This window comes from Pseudomonas sp. W5-01 (assembly GCF_046540435.1).
Taxonomy (GTDB): Bacteria; Pseudomonadota; Gammaproteobacteria; order Pseudomonadales; family Pseudomonadaceae; genus Aquipseudomonas; species Aquipseudomonas graminis_B.
Map to the genome: position 1 here is coordinate 227,602 of NZ_JAXCIP010000002.1, position 21,183 is coordinate 248,784.

General features: G+C 63.1%; 19 protein-coding genes. 5 read left to right on the plus strand and 14 right to left on the minus strand.

What is annotated here, in order from left to right; translation table 11 throughout:
- Nucleotides 1-93: 93 nt before the first annotated feature.
- Nucleotides 94-1,290, plus strand: a complete 1,197-nt coding sequence (locus SLW75_RS06410; protein WP_410933939.1) for an MFS transporter — start codon at nt 94-96, stop codon at nt 1,288-1,290.
- 46 nt (nt 1,291-1,336) lie between these two features.
- On the opposite strand, the gene acpA is transcribed toward SLW75_RS06410, so the two are convergent.
- The gene (gene acpA / locus SLW75_RS06415) at nt 1,337-3,043 is read right to left on the minus strand and encodes an acid phosphatase (RefSeq protein WP_410933940.1); all 1,707 of its coding nucleotides are present in this window, start codon (nt 3,041-3,043) and stop codon (nt 1,337-1,339) included.
- A 350-nt stretch (nt 3,044-3,393) separates the two neighbouring features.
- Complete coding sequence (locus SLW75_RS06420) at nt 3,394-4,149, minus strand: substrate-binding periplasmic protein (protein ID WP_410930569.1); 756 nt, start codon at nt 4,147-4,149, stop codon at nt 3,394-3,396.
- A 231-nt stretch (nt 4,150-4,380) separates the two neighbouring features.
- On the opposite strand from SLW75_RS06420, the gene dnaX reads away from it, so the two are divergent.
- The 4 genes from dnaX (at nt 4,381) to recR (ending at nt 8,819) form a co-directional block, all read left to right on the plus strand.
- Nucleotides 4,381-6,516: a DNA polymerase III subunit gamma/tau gene (gene dnaX, locus SLW75_RS06425; RefSeq protein WP_410933941.1), complete on the plus strand. Its 2,136-nt coding sequence runs from the start codon at nt 4,381-4,383 to the stop codon at nt 6,514-6,516.
- 95 nt (nt 6,517-6,611) lie between these two features.
- Nucleotides 6,612-6,938, plus strand: coding sequence for a YbaB/EbfC family nucleoid-associated protein (locus SLW75_RS06430; protein WP_065988699.1), 327 nt, complete (start codon nt 6,612-6,614; stop codon nt 6,936-6,938).
- Between the two features lie 180 nt (nt 6,939-7,118).
- The gene (locus tag SLW75_RS06435; RefSeq protein ID WP_410933942.1) at nt 7,119-8,147 is read left to right on the plus strand and encodes an NADP-dependent oxidoreductase; all 1,029 of its coding nucleotides are present in this window, start codon (nt 7,119-7,121) and stop codon (nt 8,145-8,147) included.
- Nucleotides 8,148-8,216: 69 nt separating this feature from the next.
- Nucleotides 8,217-8,819, plus strand: a complete 603-nt coding sequence (gene recR / locus SLW75_RS06440) for a recombination mediator RecR (protein ID WP_065988697.1) — start codon at nt 8,217-8,219, stop codon at nt 8,817-8,819.
- Between the two features lie 179 nt (nt 8,820-8,998).
- On the opposite strand, the gene SLW75_RS06445 is transcribed toward recR, so the two are convergent.
- The 12 genes from SLW75_RS06445 to ccoN form a co-directional block, all read right to left on the minus strand.
- Nucleotides 8,999-9,547: an adenine phosphoribosyltransferase gene (locus tag SLW75_RS06445; protein ID WP_122622664.1), complete on the minus strand. Its 549-nt coding sequence runs from the start codon at nt 9,545-9,547 to the stop codon at nt 8,999-9,001.
- A gap of 63 nt (nt 9,548-9,610) precedes the next feature.
- The gene (fnr, locus tag SLW75_RS06450; RefSeq protein ID WP_065988695.1) at nt 9,611-10,345 is read right to left on the minus strand and encodes a fumarate/nitrate reduction transcriptional regulator Fnr; all 735 of its coding nucleotides are present in this window, start codon (nt 10,343-10,345) and stop codon (nt 9,611-9,613) included.
- A gap of 133 nt (nt 10,346-10,478) precedes the next feature.
- A complete protein-coding gene (hemN, locus tag SLW75_RS06455; protein WP_410933943.1) occupies nt 10,479-11,861 on the minus strand; it encodes an oxygen-independent coproporphyrinogen III oxidase in 1,383 nt (460 codons plus the stop codon).
- 90 nt (nt 11,862-11,951) lie between these two features.
- On the minus strand, nt 11,952-12,698 hold the full coding sequence (locus tag SLW75_RS06460) for a sulfite exporter TauE/SafE family protein (RefSeq protein ID WP_410933944.1): 747 nt from the start codon (nt 12,696-12,698) through the stop codon (nt 11,952-11,954).
- A 234-nt stretch (nt 12,699-12,932) separates the two neighbouring features.
- Nucleotides 12,933-13,148: a cbb3-type cytochrome oxidase assembly protein CcoS gene (ccoS, locus tag SLW75_RS06465; protein WP_410933945.1), complete on the minus strand. Its 216-nt coding sequence runs from the start codon at nt 13,146-13,148 to the stop codon at nt 12,933-12,935.
- 25 nt (nt 13,149-13,173) lie between these two features.
- On the minus strand, nt 13,174-15,639 hold the full coding sequence (locus SLW75_RS06470) for a heavy metal translocating P-type ATPase (RefSeq protein WP_410934363.1): 2,466 nt from the start codon (nt 15,637-15,639) through the stop codon (nt 13,174-13,176).
- Between the two features lie 19 nt (nt 15,640-15,658).
- On the minus strand, nt 15,659-16,192 hold the full coding sequence (locus SLW75_RS06475; RefSeq protein WP_410933946.1) for a FixH family protein: 534 nt from the start codon (nt 16,190-16,192) through the stop codon (nt 15,659-15,661).
- A 12-nt stretch (nt 16,193-16,204) separates the two neighbouring features.
- Nucleotides 16,205-17,635 (minus strand): cytochrome c oxidase accessory protein CcoG, encoded by a 1,431-nt coding sequence (ccoG, locus tag SLW75_RS06480; protein ID WP_410933947.1) that lies wholly within the window; start codon nt 17,633-17,635, stop codon nt 16,205-16,207.
- A 56-nt stretch (nt 17,636-17,691) separates the two neighbouring features.
- Nucleotides 17,692-18,672, minus strand: a complete 981-nt coding sequence (gene ccoP, locus SLW75_RS06485; protein ID WP_192130086.1) for a cytochrome-c oxidase, cbb3-type subunit III — start codon at nt 18,670-18,672, stop codon at nt 17,692-17,694.
- Nucleotides 18,669-18,890, minus strand: coding sequence for a cbb3-type cytochrome oxidase subunit 3 (locus SLW75_RS06490; RefSeq protein WP_192130494.1), 222 nt, complete (start codon nt 18,888-18,890; stop codon nt 18,669-18,671). The genes ccoP and SLW75_RS06490 overlap by 4 nt, the downstream gene beginning before the upstream one ends.
- 5 nt (nt 18,891-18,895) lie before the next feature.
- A complete protein-coding gene (gene ccoO / locus SLW75_RS06495) occupies nt 18,896-19,507 on the minus strand; it encodes a cytochrome-c oxidase, cbb3-type subunit II (RefSeq protein ID WP_208600750.1) in 612 nt (203 codons plus the stop codon).
- A complete protein-coding gene (gene ccoN, locus SLW75_RS06500; RefSeq protein ID WP_410933948.1) occupies nt 19,507-20,949 on the minus strand; it encodes a cytochrome-c oxidase, cbb3-type subunit I in 1,443 nt (480 codons plus the stop codon). Before ccoN ends, ccoO begins: the two co-directional genes overlap by 1 nt.
- Between the last annotated feature and the right edge of the window lie 234 nt (nt 20,950-21,183).

Genomic DNA, 21,183 nt, shown 5'->3' on the forward strand with positions numbered 1-21,183 from the left:
GTTCTCAGCTAGCCTGTTGCTTGATCCAGAAGTGATTCTACGGGTCGACCTGCGCCGCCGCGTCTGCGACGGCCATCAGCAAGGATGCCGACGATGCGTGTCAATGCACTGATTGTGCTGCTGCTCACCGGACTCGTGGCCGCCACTTACGGTTTCGGAATCTATCTTTTTGCCCAACTGGTGCCGGACATGCGCGCCAGCCTGGGCTTCGACATCGCTTACGTGGGCACCATCACCGCAGCGGGGCAGGCGGGGTTTCTCGCCAGCGCGCTGTTGGCGGCCTGGCTGACGCCTCGTGTTGGGGGCGGCTGGATGATCTTCGGATCGGGCGCGGTGTGCGCCCTGGCCTTGCTGCTCATGCCCCTGGCGCAGAATGTGGTGCTGATCGGTCTGCTGCTGACGGTGCTGGCCGGCACGGCGGCAACGGTGTTCGTGCCGATGGTCGACGTGATCGCGCGCGCCGTGCCCTATCAATACCGCGGCATGGCCATGGGGCTGGTGTCGAGCGGCACCAGTTATGGCGTGTTCATCAACAGCCTGCTGGTGCCGTTGTATGCGCCCCAGGGCGAGTGGCGCACGGTGTGGTGGATCGTCGGGCTGATCACGGTCGTTCTGGTGGCCGGCGTGTTTCTGGTGTTCAAACGCGCGCGGCTCTTTCTGCGCAACGATGAGAGCGCCAGTGAGGGCGCACCACGCAAAGGCGTGCTGCGTGAGGCGCTGCAGGGTTGGGTGTACAAAGTCTGGTCGATGAATTTTCTGATTGGTTTCTCGACCTTTCCGTTTCAGAACTACCTGTCGTCCTACTTGCGCACGGAGTTGCATTTCGGCGTCGAATACACCGCGCAGATCTGGGCCAGCATCGGTTTCGTCGGCATGTTCAGCGGCCTGGCGCTCGGCGCGTTGTCGGACCGCATCGGCCTGCGTGCGGCGATGCTGATGGTGTCCGTCTGCGTGGCGACGGCAGCGGTGATTCTGGTCGTCGCGCCGACCGGCTACTGGCCGCTGGTGGCGGGCGTCGTGTTTGCCGTGGCGTTCTACCCGATCTTCGGACTGATACCGGCGTACGTGTCGAAGATGGCGTCCCGTGCTGCGCTGGCCGTGACCATCTTCGGCATCGCCAACATCATGCAAGGCATCGGCGGCATGCTCGGTAATTACTGCGCCGGGCTGCTGGCGAGCCTGAGCGGCTCGTTCGTTGCCGTGTATGGGGTGATTGCAGGAGTTGCCGTTGTGCTGGCGGTGTTGACCGCCTGCTTGCCGAACGAGCGCGGCGGTCGGCAGGCGGCTTGATTACACATAAGATCAGCTCACCTGCCCGCGATGGTTGCGCGCCTGTCTACGCCGGAAACTGCAGCGCATTGCTCAGATCACCCATCGGTGCCTGACCCCGTGCGGCCATGGCGTTGTCGCGCTCGGTCAGTCCGTCCAGTTTCTCCAGACCATGCACCCGTGTAATCAGACGCAGGATCGAGGCGGTGTCGTACACCGTGTGGTCGACCGTGCCTTTGCGCGCGAAGGGTGAGATGACGATCGCCGGCACCCGCGTGCCCGGTCCCCAGCGGTCGCCCTTGGGCGGCGCGACGTGGTCCCACCAGCCGCCGTTTTCATCGACCGTGACGACAATCACCATGTTCTTCCACTGCGGGCTGTTGCGCAGCACCTTGATCGTACGGTCGATGTGTCGGTCGCCGGCCGCCACGTCGGCGTAACCGGCGTGCATGTTGAGATTGCCCTGGGGTTTGTAGAAGGTCACTGCGGGCAGCTTGCCCGCCTCGGCGTCGGCCAGGAATTTATTACTGGAGGACTCGTCGCCCAGGCCGCCGTCGCGCAGGCGCTTCTTGCGCTCTGCCGGATTGTCGGGGCCCTGCTGCTTGAAGTAGTTGAACGGCTGGTGGTGGTACTGGAAGTTCGGGATTTTCGGGATGCCGGTCGAGTCCTTGTATTCATCCAGCGTCACCTGCCAGGCGCCGGCGTACCAGGCCCAGTCGACGTTCTTTTTCGAGAGCTTGTCGCCGATGTGTTCATGGGTTTGCGGCACCAGCACGTTGGCCAGCCCCGGCTGCGAATAGTCCGGTTTCTCCTTGTCACGCAGCCAGGTCGGCCAGTAGGGCGGGGCCATGGTGTTGACGCCGTAACCGTCCGGCGTCAGCGCGCTCGGGCCGAATTGTGGCGGGCCGGTCATGGCGCTGGCCGGTGACTTCTCCAGGGGTTTGAGCCGATAGTCCAGCGGGTCGCTGCTTTCCAGCACGGCGATCTGCGACTTGGCCGGGGAGTTCGCCGCGTCCGAGTAGAAGGGCGCTCGGGCCGAGATCAGGTATTGGTGGTTGAGGAACGATCCGCCGAAAGCGCCCTGGAAGAAGTTGTCGCAGAGCACGAATTCTTTGGCGACGTCCCACAGGCGCAGGGAATATTGGGTCTGGGCGTAATAGCCCATGGTCAGGCCGCCGGAATCCGCCCAAGCGACGAAGGCGTCGTTCTTGCCGCCATTGATCTGCATCTGGTTCTGGTAAAACACGTGCCACAAGTCCCGGGTGACGACGCTGAGTGGCAGGTCCTCGCCACTCGGGCCTTTGAGGGGGAAGGGCGCGTTGGGCAGGTTTTCCTGGTACTGCATGCCCGTGGCGTAGGTCACGCCGTCGACGCTTTGCGGGCCGATCTGGCAGACACCGCCCCAGCACTGCGGCAGGGTGTCGAGGACTTTGCCGTCGCGGTCGCGCTGACGGTAGTGGTCGGCTTTCACGGCGGAAAGCGGGTGCTCGACGCCGGGGAAGTTGGCGAACAGGTTATTGAAGCTGCGGTTCTCGCCGTAGATGACCACGATGGTCTTGACGTTGTCCTGCAGCGCTTTGTCCAGCGCCGGGCCGGTCAGCAGGGCGTCCGTTGCAGGCTTGCCTTCAACGCCTGATTCGGCAGCGCCCACCACGCCACTCAGGGTCGCGCTTGCGCCCAGCACCGCAACGCCACCGAGGAAGCGTCGGCGGCTATCATCCACCTGTGGCCGGGGGACTGAAGCCTGTGCTGGATCTTCCGGTTTCTTGCTCATGGCGGGCGCTCGCAGGTCGAGTTGTTACAACATGTGTCGCCGGAGCCTAGCGAGGGAATATGACGGGATTGCTACAGCGGTGGGTGACATCAAAGTTGTGGTGTGCCCCATGACGCCTTCCCGGCTAAAGCCGGTCCCACTGAGTGCACGCGATCTACTTAGTGGGACCGGCTTTAGCCGGGAAGAGGCCAGTGTGTACGCCATCAGTCTGGCGGGGTGACGCATGACGCCTTCCCGGCTAAAGCCGGTCCTACACGGACGAGGCCAGTGGGAACGCCACCAGTCTTGCGGTGGGTCACGTGACGCTTTCCCGGCTAAAGGCAGTCCCACATCAGGAAAACGTCGCAGGCTCAATACGGATCGGCCGGATTCCCCGAATGCACCTGATACCGCTCGACAATCCGCTCGATCTCCCCGGACATCTTCATCCTCAGCAGCGTGCGCATGATGCGTTGCGCCGGCACGCTCGGGTCGTTGCGGGCGACGCAGCCCACCGGCTGCTCATCGATGACCCACACGGCCCTGAGTTTCTCGTCGGCTTTCTGATCGCGGTTGTACCAATCCAGCGACCACTGGGTGTCCACGGCGTATCGGTAGCGGTGGGCCGAGAGCTTTTGCAGAACCTGCTCCTGCAACCTCGCGTCTTCGCGGATCAGATCGCGGGTGGCGAACAGCGGGTCCAGCACCGGGTAGGCGTAGCCCAGCACCGTACCGATGTGATCGCCGAGAATCGCGCTCAGCTCGAAGGTGGCGGTGTCGTAGGCGCTGCCCACCAGCACGTTGCGCTGGGTCAGCAGCGGCAGGCTCCAGGTGAAGTCCCCCGACATGTCCGGCAACCAGGACTGGGCGGCGTAACACCGCACGTCAACGTCACCGCGCTCGGTGGCCGCCTGCACACGCAGCCGCGGGTACACGCGGTACTGGGCGGTCTGGCCGATCTGGCGGGCCAGGCTTTCCATGATGTCGAACAGAATCCCGGCCTCTGGTCCGTCGGGGCCCACCTGCATCAGCGGCATCGACCAACTGTCGGCCACGGCGAAGCGCAACGGCGGACCGTCTGCGAGCGCCGACGCGCTCCATAACCCCAAGGCACTCGAAAGTCCCAAGCCACTCACCCACACTCGCATCCGGATCCCTCGAAGTAACAGTGCGACGTTTCAAGCCTGCTGTGTCTTCGGAATCCAGGTGTGGGACCTTGTGAGGGAACCGTCTCGCGGAGCCGTCTTGCGGAGCCAGGCCAGCCATAATAAAGCGATAAGCGTCGGACACCAGATGCAATTTTGCCCCTGCTCCGCTAGCATTGGCGGTCTTCCGCAACCCAGTCGCGACGGTTTTCAATGAGTTATCAGGTTCTTGCACGTAAATGGCGTCCGCGCTCGTTCCGCGAAATGGTCGGCCAGACCCATGTGCTCAAGGCCTTGATCAACGCGTTGGACAGCCAGCGCCTGCACCACGCCTATTTATTCACTGGCACACGCGGGGTCGGCAAGACCACCATCGCGCGGATCATCGCCAAGTGCCTGAACTGTGAAACCGGCATCACGTCAACGCCGTGTGGCGAATGTTCGGTGTGCCGCGAGATCGACGAGGGCCGTTTTGTCGACCTGATCGAGATCGACGCCGCCAGCCGCACCAAGGTCGAAGACACCCGCGAGTTGCTCGACAATGTGCAATACGCGCCCAGTCGCGGCCGCTTCAAGGTCTACCTGATCGACGAAGTGCACATGCTCTCCAGCCACTCGTTCAACGCGTTGCTCAAGACGCTGGAAGAGCCGCCGCCCTACGTCAAGTTCATCCTCGCCACAACGGACCCGCAGAAGCTGCCCGCCACCATTCTGTCGCGCTGCCTGCAGTTCTCCCTGAAAAACATGACGCCTGAGCGTGTGGTCGAGCATTTGACCCACGTCCTCGGCGTGGAGAACGTTCCGTTCGAAGACGATGCGCTGTGGCTGCTCGGTCGCGCGGCCGATGGCTCGATGCGTGACGCCATGAGCCTTACCGACCAGGCGATTGCTTTCGGCGAAGGCAAAGTGTTGGCGTCCGACGTGCGCGCCATGCTTGGCACGCTGGATCACGGCCAGGTGTTCGACGTACTGGCTGCGTTGATCGAAGGCGATGCCCGTTCGTTGCTTGAAGCCGTGCGGCATCTGGCCGAACAGGGGCCGGACTGGAGCGGCGTGCTCTCGGAGATTCTGAACGTATTGCACCGGGTCGCCATCGCCCAGGCGCTGCCTGAAGGGGTCGATAACGGCCACGGCGATCGCGATCGCGTGCTGGCCCTGGCCCAGGCGTTGCCCGCCGAAGACGTGCAGTTCTACTACCAGATGGGCTTGATCGGTCGCCGCGATCTGCCGCTGGCGCCGGATCCCCGGGGCGGTTTCGAGATGGTGCTGCTGCGCATGCTGGCGTTCCGGCCCGCAGACGCCGACAACGCGCCGACGCAGCCGTTAAAGTCAGTGGGGATCAACCCGGCCACGGTTGATTCCCGGACAGCGGTGGCGAGTTCAGCATCCGCAGCATCCCGGCCCCAGACCGCCCCGGCGCCTGTCATCGACACGCCGGCGCCTGTCGCCGTGCCCGAGCCTGTGGCGGCAAAGGCGGAGGCAGAGATCGATCTGCCGTGGAACGAGCCAAACGCTGCGGCGCCAGCCAATACTGCCGAGCCTGAGCCTGAGCCTGAGCCCGAGGACGAGCCGTCCCCACAGCCCGCGTCCGTGGCCGAGAGGCCCGAGGCCGTCCTCGACACCGTCGCCGAGCAGCCGGACCTGACGCCAATGCCGGCACCGGCCCCCGCGAGCCCTGTGCCGGATGCGCCCGAACTCGCATCGTCAGAACAGCTGCAAGCCGCTGCCGAGGCGGTGACACCGCAAATGATCGAGCACGTGCCCGATGCCGCACCTTATGTGCCGGCGCCGATGGAGCGCGACGACGAGCCGCCGCCCGATGACGACTACATCGAGCCGGACATCGACATCGACCCGGCGTCGTTCGCTTATCTCGATGACCTTGCCCACGAAGCCGTCGAAGCGGTGGAGAAGGAGCCCGAGCTGCTGCCGGCCTCCAAACCTGCCACCGGTCTTGCGGCGGACTGGCTTGAGCTGTTCCCGAAACTTCCGATTTCCGGCATGACCGGCAGCATCGCCGCCAACTGCACGCTGATTTCGGTGGAGGGCGACAACTGGCTGCTGCACCTTGATCCGGCCCACAGTGCGCTGTTCAACTCGACGCAGCAGCGCCGTCTGAACGACGCGCTGAACCAATACCATGAACGCACCCTCAACCTGAGTATCGAACTGATCAAGCCCGAGCAGGAAACCCCGGCTCAGGCGGCGGCGCGTCGGCGTGCCGATCGGCAGAAGCAGGCCGAGGCGGCGATCCACAGCGATCCGTTCATTCAGCAGATGATGCAGCAGTTCGGTGCGTCGATTCGCGATGACACCATTGTTCCGGTGGATGCGCCGACGCAGGCGTAAGTCCACGCCCGATGATTCCCGGGGGCGCTAAGCTGATAGGGCGCCCCTAATTGTTCAATGACTTTCTATCCGATGACTTCCGAGGAGTAACTCCCATGATGAAAGGTGGCATGGCAGGCCTGATGAAGCAGGCTCAGCAAATGCAGGAAAAAATGGCCAAGATGCAGGAAGAACTGGCCAACGCTGAAGTGACGGGCCAGTCTGGCGCCGGTCTGGTCAGCGTGGTCATGACCGGGCGTCATGACGTCAAGCGTGTCAGCCTGGACGACAGCCTGATGCAGGAAGAGAAGGAAATTCTGGAAGACCTGATCGCTGCGGCCGTCAACGACGCTGTGCGCAAGATCGAAGCGGCCAGCCAGGAAAAGACCGCCAGCATGACCGCCGGCATGCAGCTGCCGCCGGGCATGAAAATGCCGTTCTGATCGGACGGCGGTTGCGACATCAAGATGCCAGGCCCTCGTGCCTGGCATTTTCGTTTGGGCACGGCGGCAAGCCGTCAGCACGAAGCGCGCCATAGGGAGCCCACATCCGACCGAACCCGTCCGGCTGCCCACGGTCTGCTTTCTATACCCTTGCAACCCTTCATCATGGAGCCCATTCCGATGACCCAAGAATTGATCCTCAACCAACGTGTCGTCCTGGCGTCCCGTCCCCAGGGCGCGCCGACCCCGGAAAACTTCCGACTCGAGCGCGAGGCGCTGCCTGACCTGCAAGACGGCCAGGTGCAGCTGCGCACGCTCTACCTGTCCCTCGATCCCTACATGCGCGGTCGCATGAGCGACGCGCCGTCCTACGCGGCACCGGTGGAAATCGACGCGGTGATGGAGGGCGGCGCGGTCAGCGTGGTCGAGCAGTCGCGCAATCCGGCATTCAAGGAAGGCGATCTGGTCGTGGGTCAGACCGGCTGGCAGACCCACAGCATTTCTGATGGCAGCAATCTGTTGATGGCGCCGAAGGACCTGCCCAGCCCGTCAATGGCGGTCGGCGTGCTCGGTATGCCGGGCATCACCGGTTACATGGGCTTGATGGACATCGGCAAGCCGAAAGCGGGCGAAACCCTGGTCGTCGCGGCGGCTTCGGGGGCAGTCGGTTCGGTGGTCGGCCAAGTGGCCAAGCTCAATGGCCTGCGGGTGGTGGGCGTTGCCGGTGGCGAAGACAAGTGCCGTTACGTGGTCGATGAGCTGGGTTTTGACGCTTGCATCGATCACCGCAGCGAGGACTTCGCCGAGCAGCTGAAGGCGGCCGTCCCGAACGGCATCGACATCTATTTCGAACTGGTCGGCGGCAAGGTGCTGGAGACGGTCATACCGCTGCTCAATGAGCGTGCGCGGGTGCCGTTGTGCGGCCTGATCGCCCATTACAACGCCCAGAGTGAGCCAGAGGGGCCGAATCGGCTGCCGCTGTTAATGCGTACGCTGCTGACCAAGCGTGCGAAGATTCAGGGTTTCATCGTCTACGAAGAGTATTACGATCGCCTTGACGAATTCATGCAGGCCATGATTCCGCTGGTGAAGGACGGCAAGGTGAAATTCCGCGAAGACGTGGTGGAAGGCCTGGAGAATGCCCCGGACGCGTTCATTGGCCTGCTCGACGGCAAGAACTTCGGCAAGCTGGTGGTCAAGGTCTCATGACCCTGATTTGACGGTAATCGGAGGCGCGGGTATAAACCGCGTCTCGTGTTTTTGTCGGACGTTTCTCCAATGAGCTTCAGCCCCCTGATTCGCCAGTTGATCGACTCCCTGCGCATCCTGCCCGGCGTCGGTCAGAAAACCGCCCAGCGCATGGCGTTGCAGCTGCTGGAGCGTGATCGCAGTGGTGGCTCGCGTCTGTCCCAGGCGTTGAGTCAGGCGATGGAAGGCGTTGGTCACTGCAAACAATGCCGCACCCTCACCGAAGAAGAACTCTGCCCGCAATGCTCGGACGTCCGGCGCGACGACACGCTGCTCTGCGTGGTGGAGGGCCCGATGGACGTTTATGCAGTGGAACAGACCGGTTACCGCGGGCGCTACTTCGTGCTCAAGGGGCATCTGTCGCCGCTGGACGGTCTGGGGCCTGAAGCCATTGGCATTCCGCAGCTGGTGGCACGGATCGAAGAGCAGGGCTCGTTCACCGAAGTTATCCTCGCCACCAACCCGACGGTCGAAGGCGAAGCGACGGCGCACTACATCGCCCAACTGCTGACCAACAAAGGCCTGGTCACCTCGCGCATTGCCCACGGCGTGCCGCTGGGTGGCGAGCTGGAACTGGTCGACGGCGGCACGCTCGCGCACTCGTTTGCAGGGCGCAAGCCGATTCAGTTGTAACGAGTCTCTCCGTCTTCAACGCGCTGAGTACCTGTCGGAGTGAACTCGGGTGTAGGACCGGCTTTAGCCGGGAAGGCGGCAGGTGTCACACCCCGAATCCAGGGTGCCCTCACTGGCCTGTTCCCGGCTAAAGCCGGTCCTACAGACATCCGGCGAACCGATCGACTTTGATCGTGGCCTTACTTATCCGTCAACGCAAACTGGGTTAGGCAGAACGTCGGGATTTCCATGTCGCGCAGGCGTTGTGAGCCGCCCAGCTCCGGCAAATCAATAATCGCAGCGGCTTCGTGGACCTTGGCGCCCATGCGGCGGATCAGGTTGGCGGCGGCGACCAGGGTACCGCCGGTGGCGATCAGGTCATCGAACATCACCACTGAATCCCCGTCGCACAAGCTGTCGGCGTGGACTTCCAGCAGCGCTTCGCCGTATTCGGTCTGATAGGCCTCGGCCAGCACATCGGCCGGCAACTTCCCTTGCTTGCGAAACAGCACCAGCGGTTTGTTCAGTTCGTAGGCGACGATCGAACCGATGAGAAACCCGCGCGCGTCCATGGCGCCGACGTGGGTGAACTCGGCGTCGATGTAACGCTGGATGAAGCTGTCGATGACCAGGCGCAGGGCCTTGGGTGACTGGAACAGCGGGGTGATGTCACGGAAAATCACGCCGGGTTTGGGGAAGTCCACCACAGGGCGGATGAGGGATTTGATGCTGACTTCGTCGAAAATCATAAGGATCTCGGGCAGGACATGACTCAAAAGACGCCAGTCTAAGCCCGCCCGGACCATCATGCATCAGCTTTCCAGCGATCCCCCGGCCAGCGCGCAGAGCTGAATCGGGTCAAGGATGTGGATTTCCTTGCCCTCGGCGGCGATCAACTCGTTTTGCTGAAAGCGGGTGAACACCCGGGACACGGTTTCCACCGCTAGGCCCAGGTAGTTGCCGATCTCGTTGCGCGACATGCTCAGGCGAAACTGGTTGGCGGAGAAACCCCGGGCGCGGAAGCGGGCGGAGAGGTTGACCAGAAACGTGGCGATGCGCTCGTCGGCGGTTTTCTTCGAGAGCAGCAGCATCATTTGTTGGTCATCGCGGATTTCCCGGCTCATCACCCGCATCAACTGGCGACGCAATTGCGGCAGTTGCACCGACAATTCGTCCAGCCGTTCGAAGGGGATTTCGCACACCGACGTGGTCTCCAGGGCCTGGGCCGTGACGGGATAAGCCTCGGCGTCCATGCCCGACAGCCCGACCAGTTCGCTGGGCAGGTGGAAACCGGTGAGTTGTTCTTCGCCGCTGTCGCTGAGGCTGAAGGTTTTCAACGCGCCGGAACGGACGGCGTAGACGGAAGCGAAGGTATCGCCCTGACGAAACAGAACATCGCCTTTCTTCAAGGGGCGGCCGCGTTTGACGATTTCGTCCAGTGCGTCCATGTCTTCCATGTTCAATGAAAGCGGAAGGCACAACGGGGCCAGGCTGCAATCCTTGCAATGAGCCTGGGTGTGAGCACGCAGTTTGACTGGCTCAGACATCGGGTAATTCCTTGTGAAGAAACACACATAAGTCGTAAGGGTAACTCAGGGTCAGCCCTGCGACTACCACGCGCCTTCCTTGGCCCGAAATCATTCCTCCGCGCCAGGCGGAACATTCCTATATCACCTGGGCCTATATCACCTGGGAATAGCGCTGACGGTTCTGCGTGCCCAAATACGCATCGAACACCATGCAGATCGAGCGCACCAGCAGGCGTCCTGCCGGCGTAACGGTGATGCCGGTCGGGTCAAGCAGAATCAGCCCGTCCGTGGCCATGGTCAGCAATTGCGGCCACTGCTCGCGGAAATATTCCCGAAAGTGGATGGCAAATGCGTTTTCGACGGTGGCGAAATCCAGGCGGAAATGACAGATCAGCTGGCTGATGATGGTGCGCCGCAGCTGATCGTCTTCGTTGCAGAGCAGACCGCGTTTGGTGGCCAGTTGGTCGCTGGCCAGCAGGGTCTGGTACTCGGTGAGGTCGACGGTGTTCTGTGCATACAGCTCGCCGATCTGGCTGATCGCCGAGACACCGAGGCCGATCAGGTCGCAGTGGCCATGGGTGGTGTAGCCCTGAAAATTACGCTGCAACGTGCCTTCTTCCTGAGCGATGGCGAGGTCGTCATCTGGCAGCGCAAAGTGGTCCATGCCGATGTAGCGATAGCCTGCACGCGTCAGCTGCTCGATGGTGCGCTGGAGCATCTCCAGCTTCTGTTCCGGGCTGGGCAACTGAGCGGTGTCGATGCGCCGCTGGGGCATGAAGCGCTCGGGCAGGTGGGCGTAGTTGAACACCGACAGCCGGTCGGGCTGCAAGGCGATGACTTGCTCGACGGTGTGGGCAAAACCCTCTGGTGTCTGCAGCGGCAGGCCATAGATGAGGTCGATGTTCACCGAACGAAACTGCAGGGTGCGCGCGGCTTCGACGATGGCGCGGGTTTCTTCCAGGCTCTGCAAGCGGTTAATCGCCCGCTGAACCAGCGGATCAAGGTCCTGCACGCCGAGGCTGACCCGGTTGAAGCCCAGCTCGCGCAACAGGCCCATGGTCGACCAGTCCGCCTCGCGCGGATCGATTTCGATGCCGTAGTCACCGGAGTGGTCATCCAGCAGGGTGAAGTGCTGGCGCAAATGGGCCATCAGCTGGCGCAGTTCAAGGTGACTGAGAAAGGTCGGCGTGCCGCCGCCGAAGTGCAATTGCTCCACCACCTGACGCTCATCGACGTGGGCGGCGATCAGGCTGATCTCGCGTTCGAGCCGCTGCAGATAGACCTGGGAGCGACCGCGGTCCTTGGTGATGACTTTGTTGCAGGCGCAGTAGTAGCAAATGTTGGCGCAGAACGGGATGTGCACGTACAGCGACAACGGTCGCGACGCCTTGCGGCTGTCTCGCAGCCCATGGAGCAGCTCGAAGGCGCCAACCTGCTTATGAAATTGCACGGCGGTGGGGTAGGACGTGTAACGCGGCCCTGCCAGATCGTAGCGACGGATGAGTTCAGAATCCCAACGAAGGTCGTCGAGCATGGGGGCGTTCCCGATAAGGATGGCGGTGCGGGAAGTGTAGGGAAGCCGCCGGTGAGGGCATTGATCTGGGTCAACGGATGGGGGCTGGGATTACTCGTGGCCCATGCCTGCATGATCCATGGCGGGATTCATGTCGTGATTCATCGTGTGATGCGTGTGCCCCATGAGCCACTGTTGATGGGGGCCGGGGAGTGTCCACAGGCCGAACAGAATCACCAGCACCCCGCCAGCCACGCGCACGCTGCGCCGACGGAGCAGGGCGGTGATGCGCTCGGCGGCCAGGCCCGTGGCGAGCAGCACCGGCCAGGTGCCGACGCCGAACGCGAGCATCAACAACGCGCTGTGCAGCGCATTGCCCTGGCTGGCCGACCACAGCAACGTGCTGTAAACCAGCCCGCATGGCAGCCAGCCCCACACCGCGCCCATCAGTAAAGCCCGGGGTGTCGTCGACACCGGCATCAGGCGGCGGGCCAGCGGTTGCAGGTAACGCCAAATCCAGCGGCCCAGGCCTTCGATGCGGGTCAGGCCGCTCCACCATCCGGCCAGGTACAGGCCCATCGTGATCATCAGCAGCCCCGCGATCACCCGCAACAGAATCGCCCCCGGGCTGTTGGCGACGGCCCAGCCGAGCATGCCTGTGAGCAATCCCGCGCAGGCATAGCTGAAAACACGTCCGACGTTGTAGGCCACCAGCAGGCGCAGGCGTCTTCCGCGTTGCTCCGGGGGGATGGCAAAGGTGAGCGCGCCCATCAGACCGCCGCACATGCCCAGGCAATGACCGCCGCCGAGCAGGCCCAGCACGAGGGCGGAGAGGAGTTGGGGGAAGAGGTCATGCATGGTTTCGACCCGAGAATCTCGCGTTGACGGTTGATACGCCTTCGGGAGCAAGGTGGAGCGTTACCCCGGTCGTCCCACATGAAAATGCATCAAGCCTGACGGCATCGCAGATATATCTGCCAACGCATGGACTGTGGGAGCGAGCTTGATCGCGAAGAGGCCGGTACATCCGACGGATATGCAGCGGTCGATTGTCGGCCTTCGTGAGTAAGCTCACTCCCACAGGGACCGGGTTCATGTGGCTGAATCCTTCTTGACGGCCGATGTCTCTTTCCCCGACGCTTCATCCACCCCAGCCTTGTGCCCTGGATCCTGATCGTCGAACAGAATGCTGTGGGCCGGGCCGTCGAGGTCGTCGTACTGACCGCTGTCCACCGCCCAGAAAAACACGTAAATCGCCACCGCCACGATCAGCAGCGCCACCGGAATCATGATGTAGAGCGCAGGCATCGGGCCTCCGAATCGGGGCGTGGGTTCATGGGGTCACCGTCTGACGGGCAGCCATGGATTCTGCAGAAATCGGCTTCATCCGCGTCAGACGTAACGCATTCAACACCACCACCAGCGAACTCACCGACATTCCCGCCGCGGCCCACAACGGCGTCACCCAGCCCAGCGCCGCGAAGGGCAGCACCAGCCCGTTGTACAACCCGGCCCACGCCAGGTTTTCCAGAATGACCCGCCGCGTGCGCCGAGCGAGGCCAAACGCATCGACTAACACGTGCAGACGATTCGACAGCAGCACCGCATCGGCGCTGGTCTTGGCCAGATCGGTGGCCGAACCCATGGCGATGCTGATGTCGGCCGCCGCCAGCATCGGCACATCATTGACCCCGTCGCCGATCACCAGAAGGGTCCGGCCCTCGGCGCGAAGCCGTTGCAGAATGGCGAGCTTGTCATCCGGCCGCAGGCTGCCCCGGGCGTCATCGATCTGCAACTGAGTCGCGACAATGGACACCATGGGCGAACTGTCGCCGGACAACAACAACGTCTGCCAGCCGCGCTGTTTGCACGCCGTGACCAACCCTGCCGCGTCGTCCCGCAGCCGATCATCCAGCACCAGCCAGGCGAGGGCTTGGGTGTCATCCCCCAGCAGCAACCACTGACCGGGCTCCTCCGGCATGGAGGGTACGGCGACGCCACTCAAGGCGCAGACAAACCCGGGCTGACCGATGCGCGAGAGGCGCCCGTTGACCTCGCCTTCCAGGCCCAGGCCCGGCGTCGCGACCACCCGTTCAGCGGTCAGCGGCGTTTTGCCGAACGCCCGGGCAATCGGGTGTTCAGACCGACTTTCCAGCGCCGCTGCCAGGCTCAAACAGTCGTCACTGCTCAGGGCGCCAAGGCTGCGAACCGCCCTCAACGTCAGGCGCCCTTCGGTCAGCGTGCCGGTCTTGTCGAAGATCACCGTATCGATCCGGTTCAGCCCCTCCAGCACATGGCCTCGGGTCAGCAGCAGCCCGAGCCTGTGCAGCGTGCCGGTGGCGGCGGTCAGCGCGGTCGGGGTCGCCAGCGACAAGGCGCACGGGCAAGTGGCGACCAGCATCGCCAGCACGATCCAGAATGCGCGGCCGGCATCGAGCTGCCACCAGACCACACCGACACACGCCGCCAGCACCAGCGAAATCAGCAAAAACCACTGCGCCGCGCGGTCCGCCATCTGCGCCAGGGGCGGCTTCTCCGATTGTGCGCGTTCCAGCAGTCGGACGACGGCGGAGAGCCGGGTGTCAGCGCCCAACGCGAGCACTTCCACGGTGAGCACGCTTTCACTATTGGCGGTGCCGGCGGTGACGGCGTCTCCCACCTGGCGCTGCTGAGGCAGGTACTCCCCGGTGAGCAGCGATTCGTCGATGCTCGAGCAACCCGCGATGATTCGGCCGTCCGCCGGCAACATCGCGCCGGGGTGTACCAGCACCTGATCGTGCAGGCGCAGTTGATCAGTCAGGATGCACTCTGTCTGTCCGTCCGCGTTCAACCGCAGGCAGGACGCCGGCAGCAGATTGACCAGTTGCTCGGTCGCTAAGCGGGTGCGTTCCCGGGCGCGGCGTTCGAGGTAGCGGCCGCTAAGCAGGAACAGCGCGAACATGCCGACCGCGTCGAAATACAATTCGCCGACCCCGGTGACCGCTGTCCAGAGGCCGGCGAAGTACGCTGCGCCAATCGCCAGCGACACCGAAACGTCCATGGTCAGATGGCGGGCGCGCAGGTCGCGCAGCGCCCCTTTGAAGAACGGCGCGCAGCTGTAGAACACGATGGGCGTCGTCAGAAACATCGCCACCCAACGCAGGATTGTGTGCATTTCCGGGCCGAGGTCGATGTTGAATTCGGGCCAGGTCGCCATGGTCGCCATCATCGCCTGAAACCACAGCAGCCCGGCGACGCCCAGTTGACGCAGGCTGCGACGGTTTTCCAGGGCCAGGCGCTCGGTGGCTGCATCCGCATGATAAGGGTGGGCGGCGTAACCGATGCCCCGCAGCTCGGACAGGACCTCGCTCAAAGGCAATGGCTGGTCATGCCAGCGCAGGTGCAAGCGGTGACTGGACAGGTTCAGCCGCGCTTCGACCACGGCGGGCAACCTGCGCAGGTGGCGCTCGATCAGCCAGCCGCACGCCGCGCAGGTGATGCCTTCGATCATCAGCGTCGTTTCAGCCACATCGCCGGCGACATCGCCAGAGGGGGTGTCATGGCGGACAAAGGGCGCTTGCACGTCGGGACGATCAAAGAGGGCCTGTTCATCGGCTGACGGCGAGGGCAACACCTGCGGGTTGACCGACGCTTCGCTGCGATGCAGGTAGTAGCTTTCCAGGCCGCCGGCAACGATGGCGTGGGCCACGGCCTGACAGCCGGGGCAGCAGAATTCCCGCGGCTCACCCAGCACCGAGGCCACGAAGCGCCCGCCCGGCGGGACCGGTAGCGTGCAGTGGTAGCAAGGCCGCAGGGTAATTCCCTCAGTCGCTTTCACGTCAATGCCCGCCAGCGCCCTGAAGCGGCTCGTCGCCCAGGGTCAGTGGCTGCCCGGGAACGATCCGTTCTTCCTCGAACAGGCGCCAGGTCTGGGCGTTCTCCACCCCCAGCAATTCGACGAAGCGCCGGCCTTCGACCCCGTCGGCCAACTGCCCGACATAGCGCCCCGGCTGCGACGGCGTGCGCGCCAGCACCACTTTGCGGTCTTTGTCCGGCTGGGTCGGGGAGATCAGGTTCAGGACCAGGGTTTCCGGCTGGCTGGCGCCGCTCAGTTGCACATCCACTTCGCCGGTCAGCTCGTCGAGAGCCACGCGGGCGTGCAGGTTGAGGGACTGACCCAGCAACTCGCGATCGAGTGAGCGATTGATGCCTTTGCCGGCCTCGTAATAGTTGTCGGTGACCAGGTTGTCCGGGTGGGTGACGGCGATGGTGACCATGGCCAGGGTCAACGCCACCGAGCAGGCCAGAATGCCGATGATGATCCACGGCCATAGATGCCGGTGCCAGGGACGTGCTGCGGTGACTGGGGTCATTTCCGACATCTCTCAGCGAATGGGCGGGCCGAGGAAACGGCTCTTGGCGTGGACTTCAGTGTCGCTCTGCTCAATGTCGCTGTTCTTGATTTCCCTGAGGACGAAACTGACGTCGTTGCTGCTCGACGGCAGTTGCTCCGGCGCGACCGACAGCTCCACCGGCAGGCTGATGATCTCGCCCGCCGGCACCTTGATCTCGCGACGGCCTTGCAGCTTCAGGTCCGGCAATCCTGTGGCGTCGAGCACATAGGTGTGGTCGACCTGGTCCTTGTTCATGACTTTCAGGCTGTAGACGTTTTCGATCCGGCCCTCGGCGTTTTCCCGGTACAGCATGCGGTCCTTGCTCACATCAAAACCCACCAGCGAACGCATCAAAAACGCACTGGTCAGCACGCCGATCATCACCACCAGCACGACGGCGTAGGCGATCAACCGGGGCCGCAGTGTATGGGTTACCTGACCGGAAAGGTTGTGTTCGGTGGTGTAACTGATCAAGCCGCGCGGGTAGTCCATCTTGTCCATGATCGAATCGCAGGCATCGATGCACGCCGCGCAACCGATGCATTCGATCTGCAAGCCGTCGCGGATGTCGATGCCGGTGGGGCAGACCTGCACGCACATCGTGCAATCGATGCAGTCGCCGAGACCTTCAGCCTTGTAATCCGTTTCCTTCTTGCGCGCACCCCGTGCCTCGCCGCGCCGTGGGTCGTAGGAAACGATCAGTGTGTCCTTGTCGAACATGACGCTCTGGAAACGCGCGTAGGGGCACATATGAATGCACACCTGTTCCCGCAGCCAGCCGGCGTTGGCGTAGGTGGCGAGGGTGAAGAAACCGACCCAGAAATACGACCAGCCATCGGCCTGGCCGTTGAAGAAATCCAGCAGCAGTTGACGGATGGGCGAGAAGTAGCCGACGAAAGTCAGACCGGTGACCAGACCGATCAGCAGCCAGAGGCTGTGCTTGGCGAACTTGCGCGCGAACTTGTTGGCGTCCATGGGCGCCTTGTCGAGTTTGATGCGCTGGTGGCGGTCGCCTTCGGTGACCTTTTCGCACCACATGAACACCCACGTCCACACGCTTTGCGGGCAGGTGTAACCGCACCAGACGCGCCCGGCGAACACGGTAATAAAGAACAGCCCGAACGCGCTGACGATCAGAATGCCCGACAGCAAAATGAAATCCTGCGGCCAGAACGTCGCGCCGAAGATGTAGAACTTGCGCTCCGGCAGGTTCCACCACACCGCCTGATGCGCGCCCCAGTTGAGCCAGACCGTGCCGAAATACAGCAGGAACAACACCGCGCCGCCACCCATGCGCAGCGTGCGGAATACCCCGGTGAACGCGCGGGTGTAGATCTTCTCCCGCGAGGCATACAGGTCAACGGTGTCGCCGTCGTTCTTCGTCGGCGGCGTGACGTTGTGCAGCGGAATCTGATTGCTCATGGCAGCGTCCTACGCCCTTCGGGCCGAATCATCAGCGTGTGCGACAGCGATATCCTTCACTCGGGCTTTGCCGCCGGTTCTTCCCCGTGGGACAGGCTGTAAACGTACGCCGCCAGCAAGTGCACCCGGTCGTTGCCCTGCAACAACGCCTGGGCCGGCATTTGCCCTTGGCGGCCATACTGGATGGTCTGTTGCAGCTGCGCAAAGCTGGCGCCGTAGATGAACGCGCCGGGGTGGGTCAGGTCCGGGGCACCCAGTGCGGCAACGCCTCTGCCCTCCGGCCCGTGGCAGGCAACGCAAGTAGTGGCATAGATTTTCAAGCCTGCCACCGGATCGGCTTTCGCATCAGCCGGCAGTGTGCGCCCGTTCAGTTGGGTCAGCACGTAAGCCGACACGTCGCGCACGCCTTGATCGCCGATCACCGCCCCCCACGCCGGCATGACCGCATGACGGCCGTTCAGGATGGAGGTTTTGATGCTCTGCGCATCACCGCCCCAGCGCCAGTCGGCGTCGGCCAGGTTGGGGAAGCCGTAGGCGCCTTTGGCGTCTGAGCCGTGGCAGACCGAACAATTCGACGCGAACAGCCGTCCACCCATCTTCAGTGCTTGTGGGTCCTTGGCCACGTCTTCAATGGGCATCGCTGCGAATCTGGCGTAGATCGGCCCGTAGCGCGCCTCCGAGCGGACCATTTCCTTTTCCCATTCGTGCACGCCGGTCCAGCCGGTGGCGCCGTCGGAAAACGGGATTTTCTTGTCGTTGTCGGCGTAGTCATAGCCCGGCAACAGGCCCTTCCAGTTGCCCAGGCCCGGGTAAAACGCGAGATAACCCAAAGCGAAGATGATCGTGCCGATGAACAGCCAGAACCACCACTTGGGCAGTGGGTTGTCGTACTCCTCGATGCCGTCGAAGGCGTGGCCGACGGTTTCATCGGTGGTGTCGGCGCGCTGGCCCTTGCGCGTCGCGATCAGCAGCCAGCCCATCGCGAAGATCGTGCCCAGGGTCAGCACCGTGACATAAAGGCTCCAGAAGGTGCTCATGGTTTCGGGCTCCTTTCGGCTTTCGAGTGTGCTTGCGCTTTGCGCTGGTCCTGCGCCTGCCTGACCTGCGCAATCGCCTCGGGGTCATCGGCAAACGGCAGCAGCGTTGCATCGTCGAATTCCGCTTTGCGCCGCGGGCTGAACACCCACAACGCCAGACCGATGAAGGCGACCATCACCACAACGGTGCCCAGGCCTCGAATCGTTCCCATGTCCATGGCGATCACCGTTTGCTCTTGATGAGGGTGCCCAGGCCTTGGAGATAGGCCACCAGCGCATCCATTTCGGTCTTGCCCTTCACCGCGTCGCTCGCGCCGGCGATGTCGGCATCGGTGTACGGCACGCCCAGGCTGCGCAGCACTTCCATCTTCTTGCCGGTCAGCTGGCCGTCGATTTTGGTGTCCGCCAGGAAGGGGTAGGCCGGCATGATCGACTCCGGCACCAGGTCCCGCGGGTTGTTTAAATGGGCGCGGTGCCAGTCATCCGAGTAGCGACCGCCGACCCGCGCCAGGTCCGGCCCGGTGCGTTTGGAGCCCCACAGAAACGGGTGATCCCAGACGCTCTCACCGGCCACCGAGTAATGCCCGTAGCGCTCGGTTTCGGCGCGGAACGGCCGGATCATCTGCGAATGGCAACCCACGCAGCCGTTGGCGATGTAGACGTCGCGGCCTTCGAGCTCCAGCGCCGGGCGCGGCTTCATGCCCTCGACGGGCAGGGTGGTGACGTCCTGAAAGAACAGCGGGACGATCTGCGTCAGCCCGCCGATCGCCACCGCGATGACCATGAAGATCGACAACAGGCCGATGTTCTTTTCCAGTGCTTCGTGCTTGATCATCAGTGGGCCCCCACGACAGCAATCTGCGCGGCGGCTTCGGCTTCTTCCGTGTTCGCTGCGCGAATGGTGCGGAACACGTTGTAGGCCATGAACAGCATGCCGCTGGCGAAAATCGCACCGCCCAAGGCGCGGACGATATACCCCGGATGACTGGCCTGCAGGGCCTCGACGAACGAGTAGGTCAGGGTGCCGTCATCGTTGATCGCCCGCCACATCAGCCCCTGGGTGATGCCGTTGACCCACATCGCGGCGATGTAGAGGACGGTGCCGACAGTGGCGAGCCAGAAGTGCGTGTTGATCAGCGCGACGCTGTGCATCTGCGCACGGCCATAGAGTTTCGGGATCATGTGGTAGACGGCGCCGATGGTGATCATCGCCACCCAGCCCAGCGCGCCCGAGTGAACGTGGCCGATGGTCCAGTCGGTGTAGTGAGAAAGCGCATTGACGGTCTTGATCGCCATCATCGGCCCCTCGAACGTCGACATCCCGTAGAACGCCAGCGACAGCACGAGGAAGCGCAGAATCGGGTCGGTGCGCAACTTATGCCATGCGCCCGAGAGGGTCATCATGCCGTTGATCATGCCGCCCCAGCTCGGCACGAGCAGGATGATCGACATCACCATTCCCAGCGATTGCGCCCAGTCGGGCAGGGCGGTGTAGTGCAGATGGTGCGGGCCGGCCCAGATGTACAGGGTGATCAGCGCCCAGAAATGCACGATGGACAGGCGATAGGAATAGATCGGGCGTTCGGCCTGTTTCGGCACGAAGTAATACATCATCCCGAGAAAGCCGGTGGTGAGGAAAAAGCCGACGGCGTTGTGCCCGTACCACCACTGGATCATGGCATCGGTGGCGCCGGCATAGGCGGAATAGGATTTAAAAAGGCTCACCGGCAGCGAGATGTGGTTGACGATGTGCAGCATCGCCGTGACCACAATGAACGCGCCATAGAACCAGTTGGCGACGTAAATGTGTTTGGTTTTGCGTCTGACGATGGTGCCGAAGAACACCGCGCCGTAGGCGATCCAGACAACCGTCAGCAGGATCGCAATCGGCCATTCGAGCTCGGCGTATTCCTTGGTGGTGGTGTAACCCATCGGCAGGCTGACGATGGCGCCCATGATCACCGCCTGCCAGCCCCAGAAATGAAAGGCCGCCAGTCCGTCGGAAATCAGCCGCGTCTGACAGGTTCGCTGGACCACGTAATAAGAGGTGCCGAACAGTGCACAGCCGCCGAACGCGAAGATCACCAGGTTGGTGTGCAGCGGGCGCAGTCGACCGAATGTGGTCCACGGCAAACCGAAATTCAGGTCAGGCCACACCAGCTGGGAGGCGATGAAGACGCCCAGGCCCATGCCGATGATGCCCCAGACCACCGTCATGATGGCGAACTGGCGGACGACCTTGTAGTTATAAGCAGTCGGACTGGGTGCTGTGCTCATGTCAGGTTCCACGGTGTGTATTTTATTAGTGTGGTAACAGCCGCACCTTCGATCGCGCGTCACCCGTCACGCAGTGGCGTGGCTGGGGATCGAGTAAGCGATAGACGCGGTGCACGCAGACGCCCGGTCGCCGAGGCGTGGGAGGGTTCTGGCTGAGTGGCCTGGGGGAAGGAAGACAGGTCGAGCTGGATCGCGCGCGTGAGTGGGAGGGATTGGATACAACCCTGCGGGTGA

Bases quoted from the DNA above. Each gene is read 5' to 3' on its own strand.
- recR (WP_065988697.1), top strand. From the start codon at position 8,217: ATGAGCTTCAGCCCCCTGATTCGCCAGTTGATCGACTCCCTGCGCATC.
- dnaX (WP_410933941.1), top strand. From the start codon at position 4,381: ATGAGTTATCAGGTTCTTGCACGTAAATGGCGTCCGCGCTCGTTCCGC.
- ccoP (WP_192130086.1), bottom strand. From the start codon at position 18,672: ATGAGCACCTTCTGGAGCCTTTATGTCACGGTGCTGACCCTGGGCACG.
- ccoN (WP_410933948.1), bottom strand. From the start codon at position 20,949: ATGAGCACAGCACCCAGTCCGACTGCTTATAACTACAAGGTCGTCCGC.
- SLW75_RS06490 (WP_192130494.1), bottom strand. From the start codon at position 18,890: ATGGACATGGGAACGATTCGAGGCCTGGGCACCGTTGTGGTGATGGTC.
- SLW75_RS06475 (WP_410933946.1), bottom strand. From the start codon at position 16,192: ATGACCCCAGTCACCGCAGCACGTCCCTGGCACCGGCATCTATGGCCG.
- acpA (WP_410933940.1), bottom strand. From the start codon at position 3,043: ATGAGCAAGAAACCGGAAGATCCAGCACAGGCTTCAGTCCCCCGGCCA.
- SLW75_RS06445 (WP_122622664.1), bottom strand. From the start codon at position 9,547: ATGATTTTCGACGAAGTCAGCATCAAATCCCTCATCCGCCCTGTGGTG.
- SLW75_RS06410 (WP_410933939.1), top strand. From the start codon at position 94: ATGCGTGTCAATGCACTGATTGTGCTGCTGCTCACCGGACTCGTGGCC.
- SLW75_RS06435 (WP_410933942.1), top strand. From the start codon at position 7,119: ATGACCCAAGAATTGATCCTCAACCAACGTGTCGTCCTGGCGTCCCGT.
- SLW75_RS06460 (WP_410933944.1), bottom strand. From the start codon at position 12,698: ATGCATGACCTCTTCCCCCAACTCCTCTCCGCCCTCGTGCTGGGCCTG.
- ccoO (WP_208600750.1), bottom strand. From the start codon at position 19,507: ATGATCAAGCACGAAGCACTGGAAAAGAACATCGGCCTGTTGTCGATC.
- fnr (WP_065988695.1), bottom strand. From the start codon at position 10,345: ATGTCTGAGCCAGTCAAACTGCGTGCTCACACCCAGGCTCATTGCAAG.
- ccoG (WP_410933947.1), bottom strand. From the start codon at position 17,635: ATGAGCAATCAGATTCCGCTGCACAACGTCACGCCGCCGACGAAGAAC.
- ccoS (WP_410933945.1), bottom strand. From the start codon at position 13,148: ATGCCTGCGCTCTACATCATGATTCCGGTGGCGCTGCTGATCGTGGCG.
- hemN (WP_410933943.1), bottom strand. From the start codon at position 11,861: ATGCTCGACGACCTTCGTTGGGATTCTGAACTCATCCGTCGCTACGAT.
- SLW75_RS06430 (WP_065988699.1), top strand. From the start codon at position 6,612: ATGATGAAAGGTGGCATGGCAGGCCTGATGAAGCAGGCTCAGCAAATG.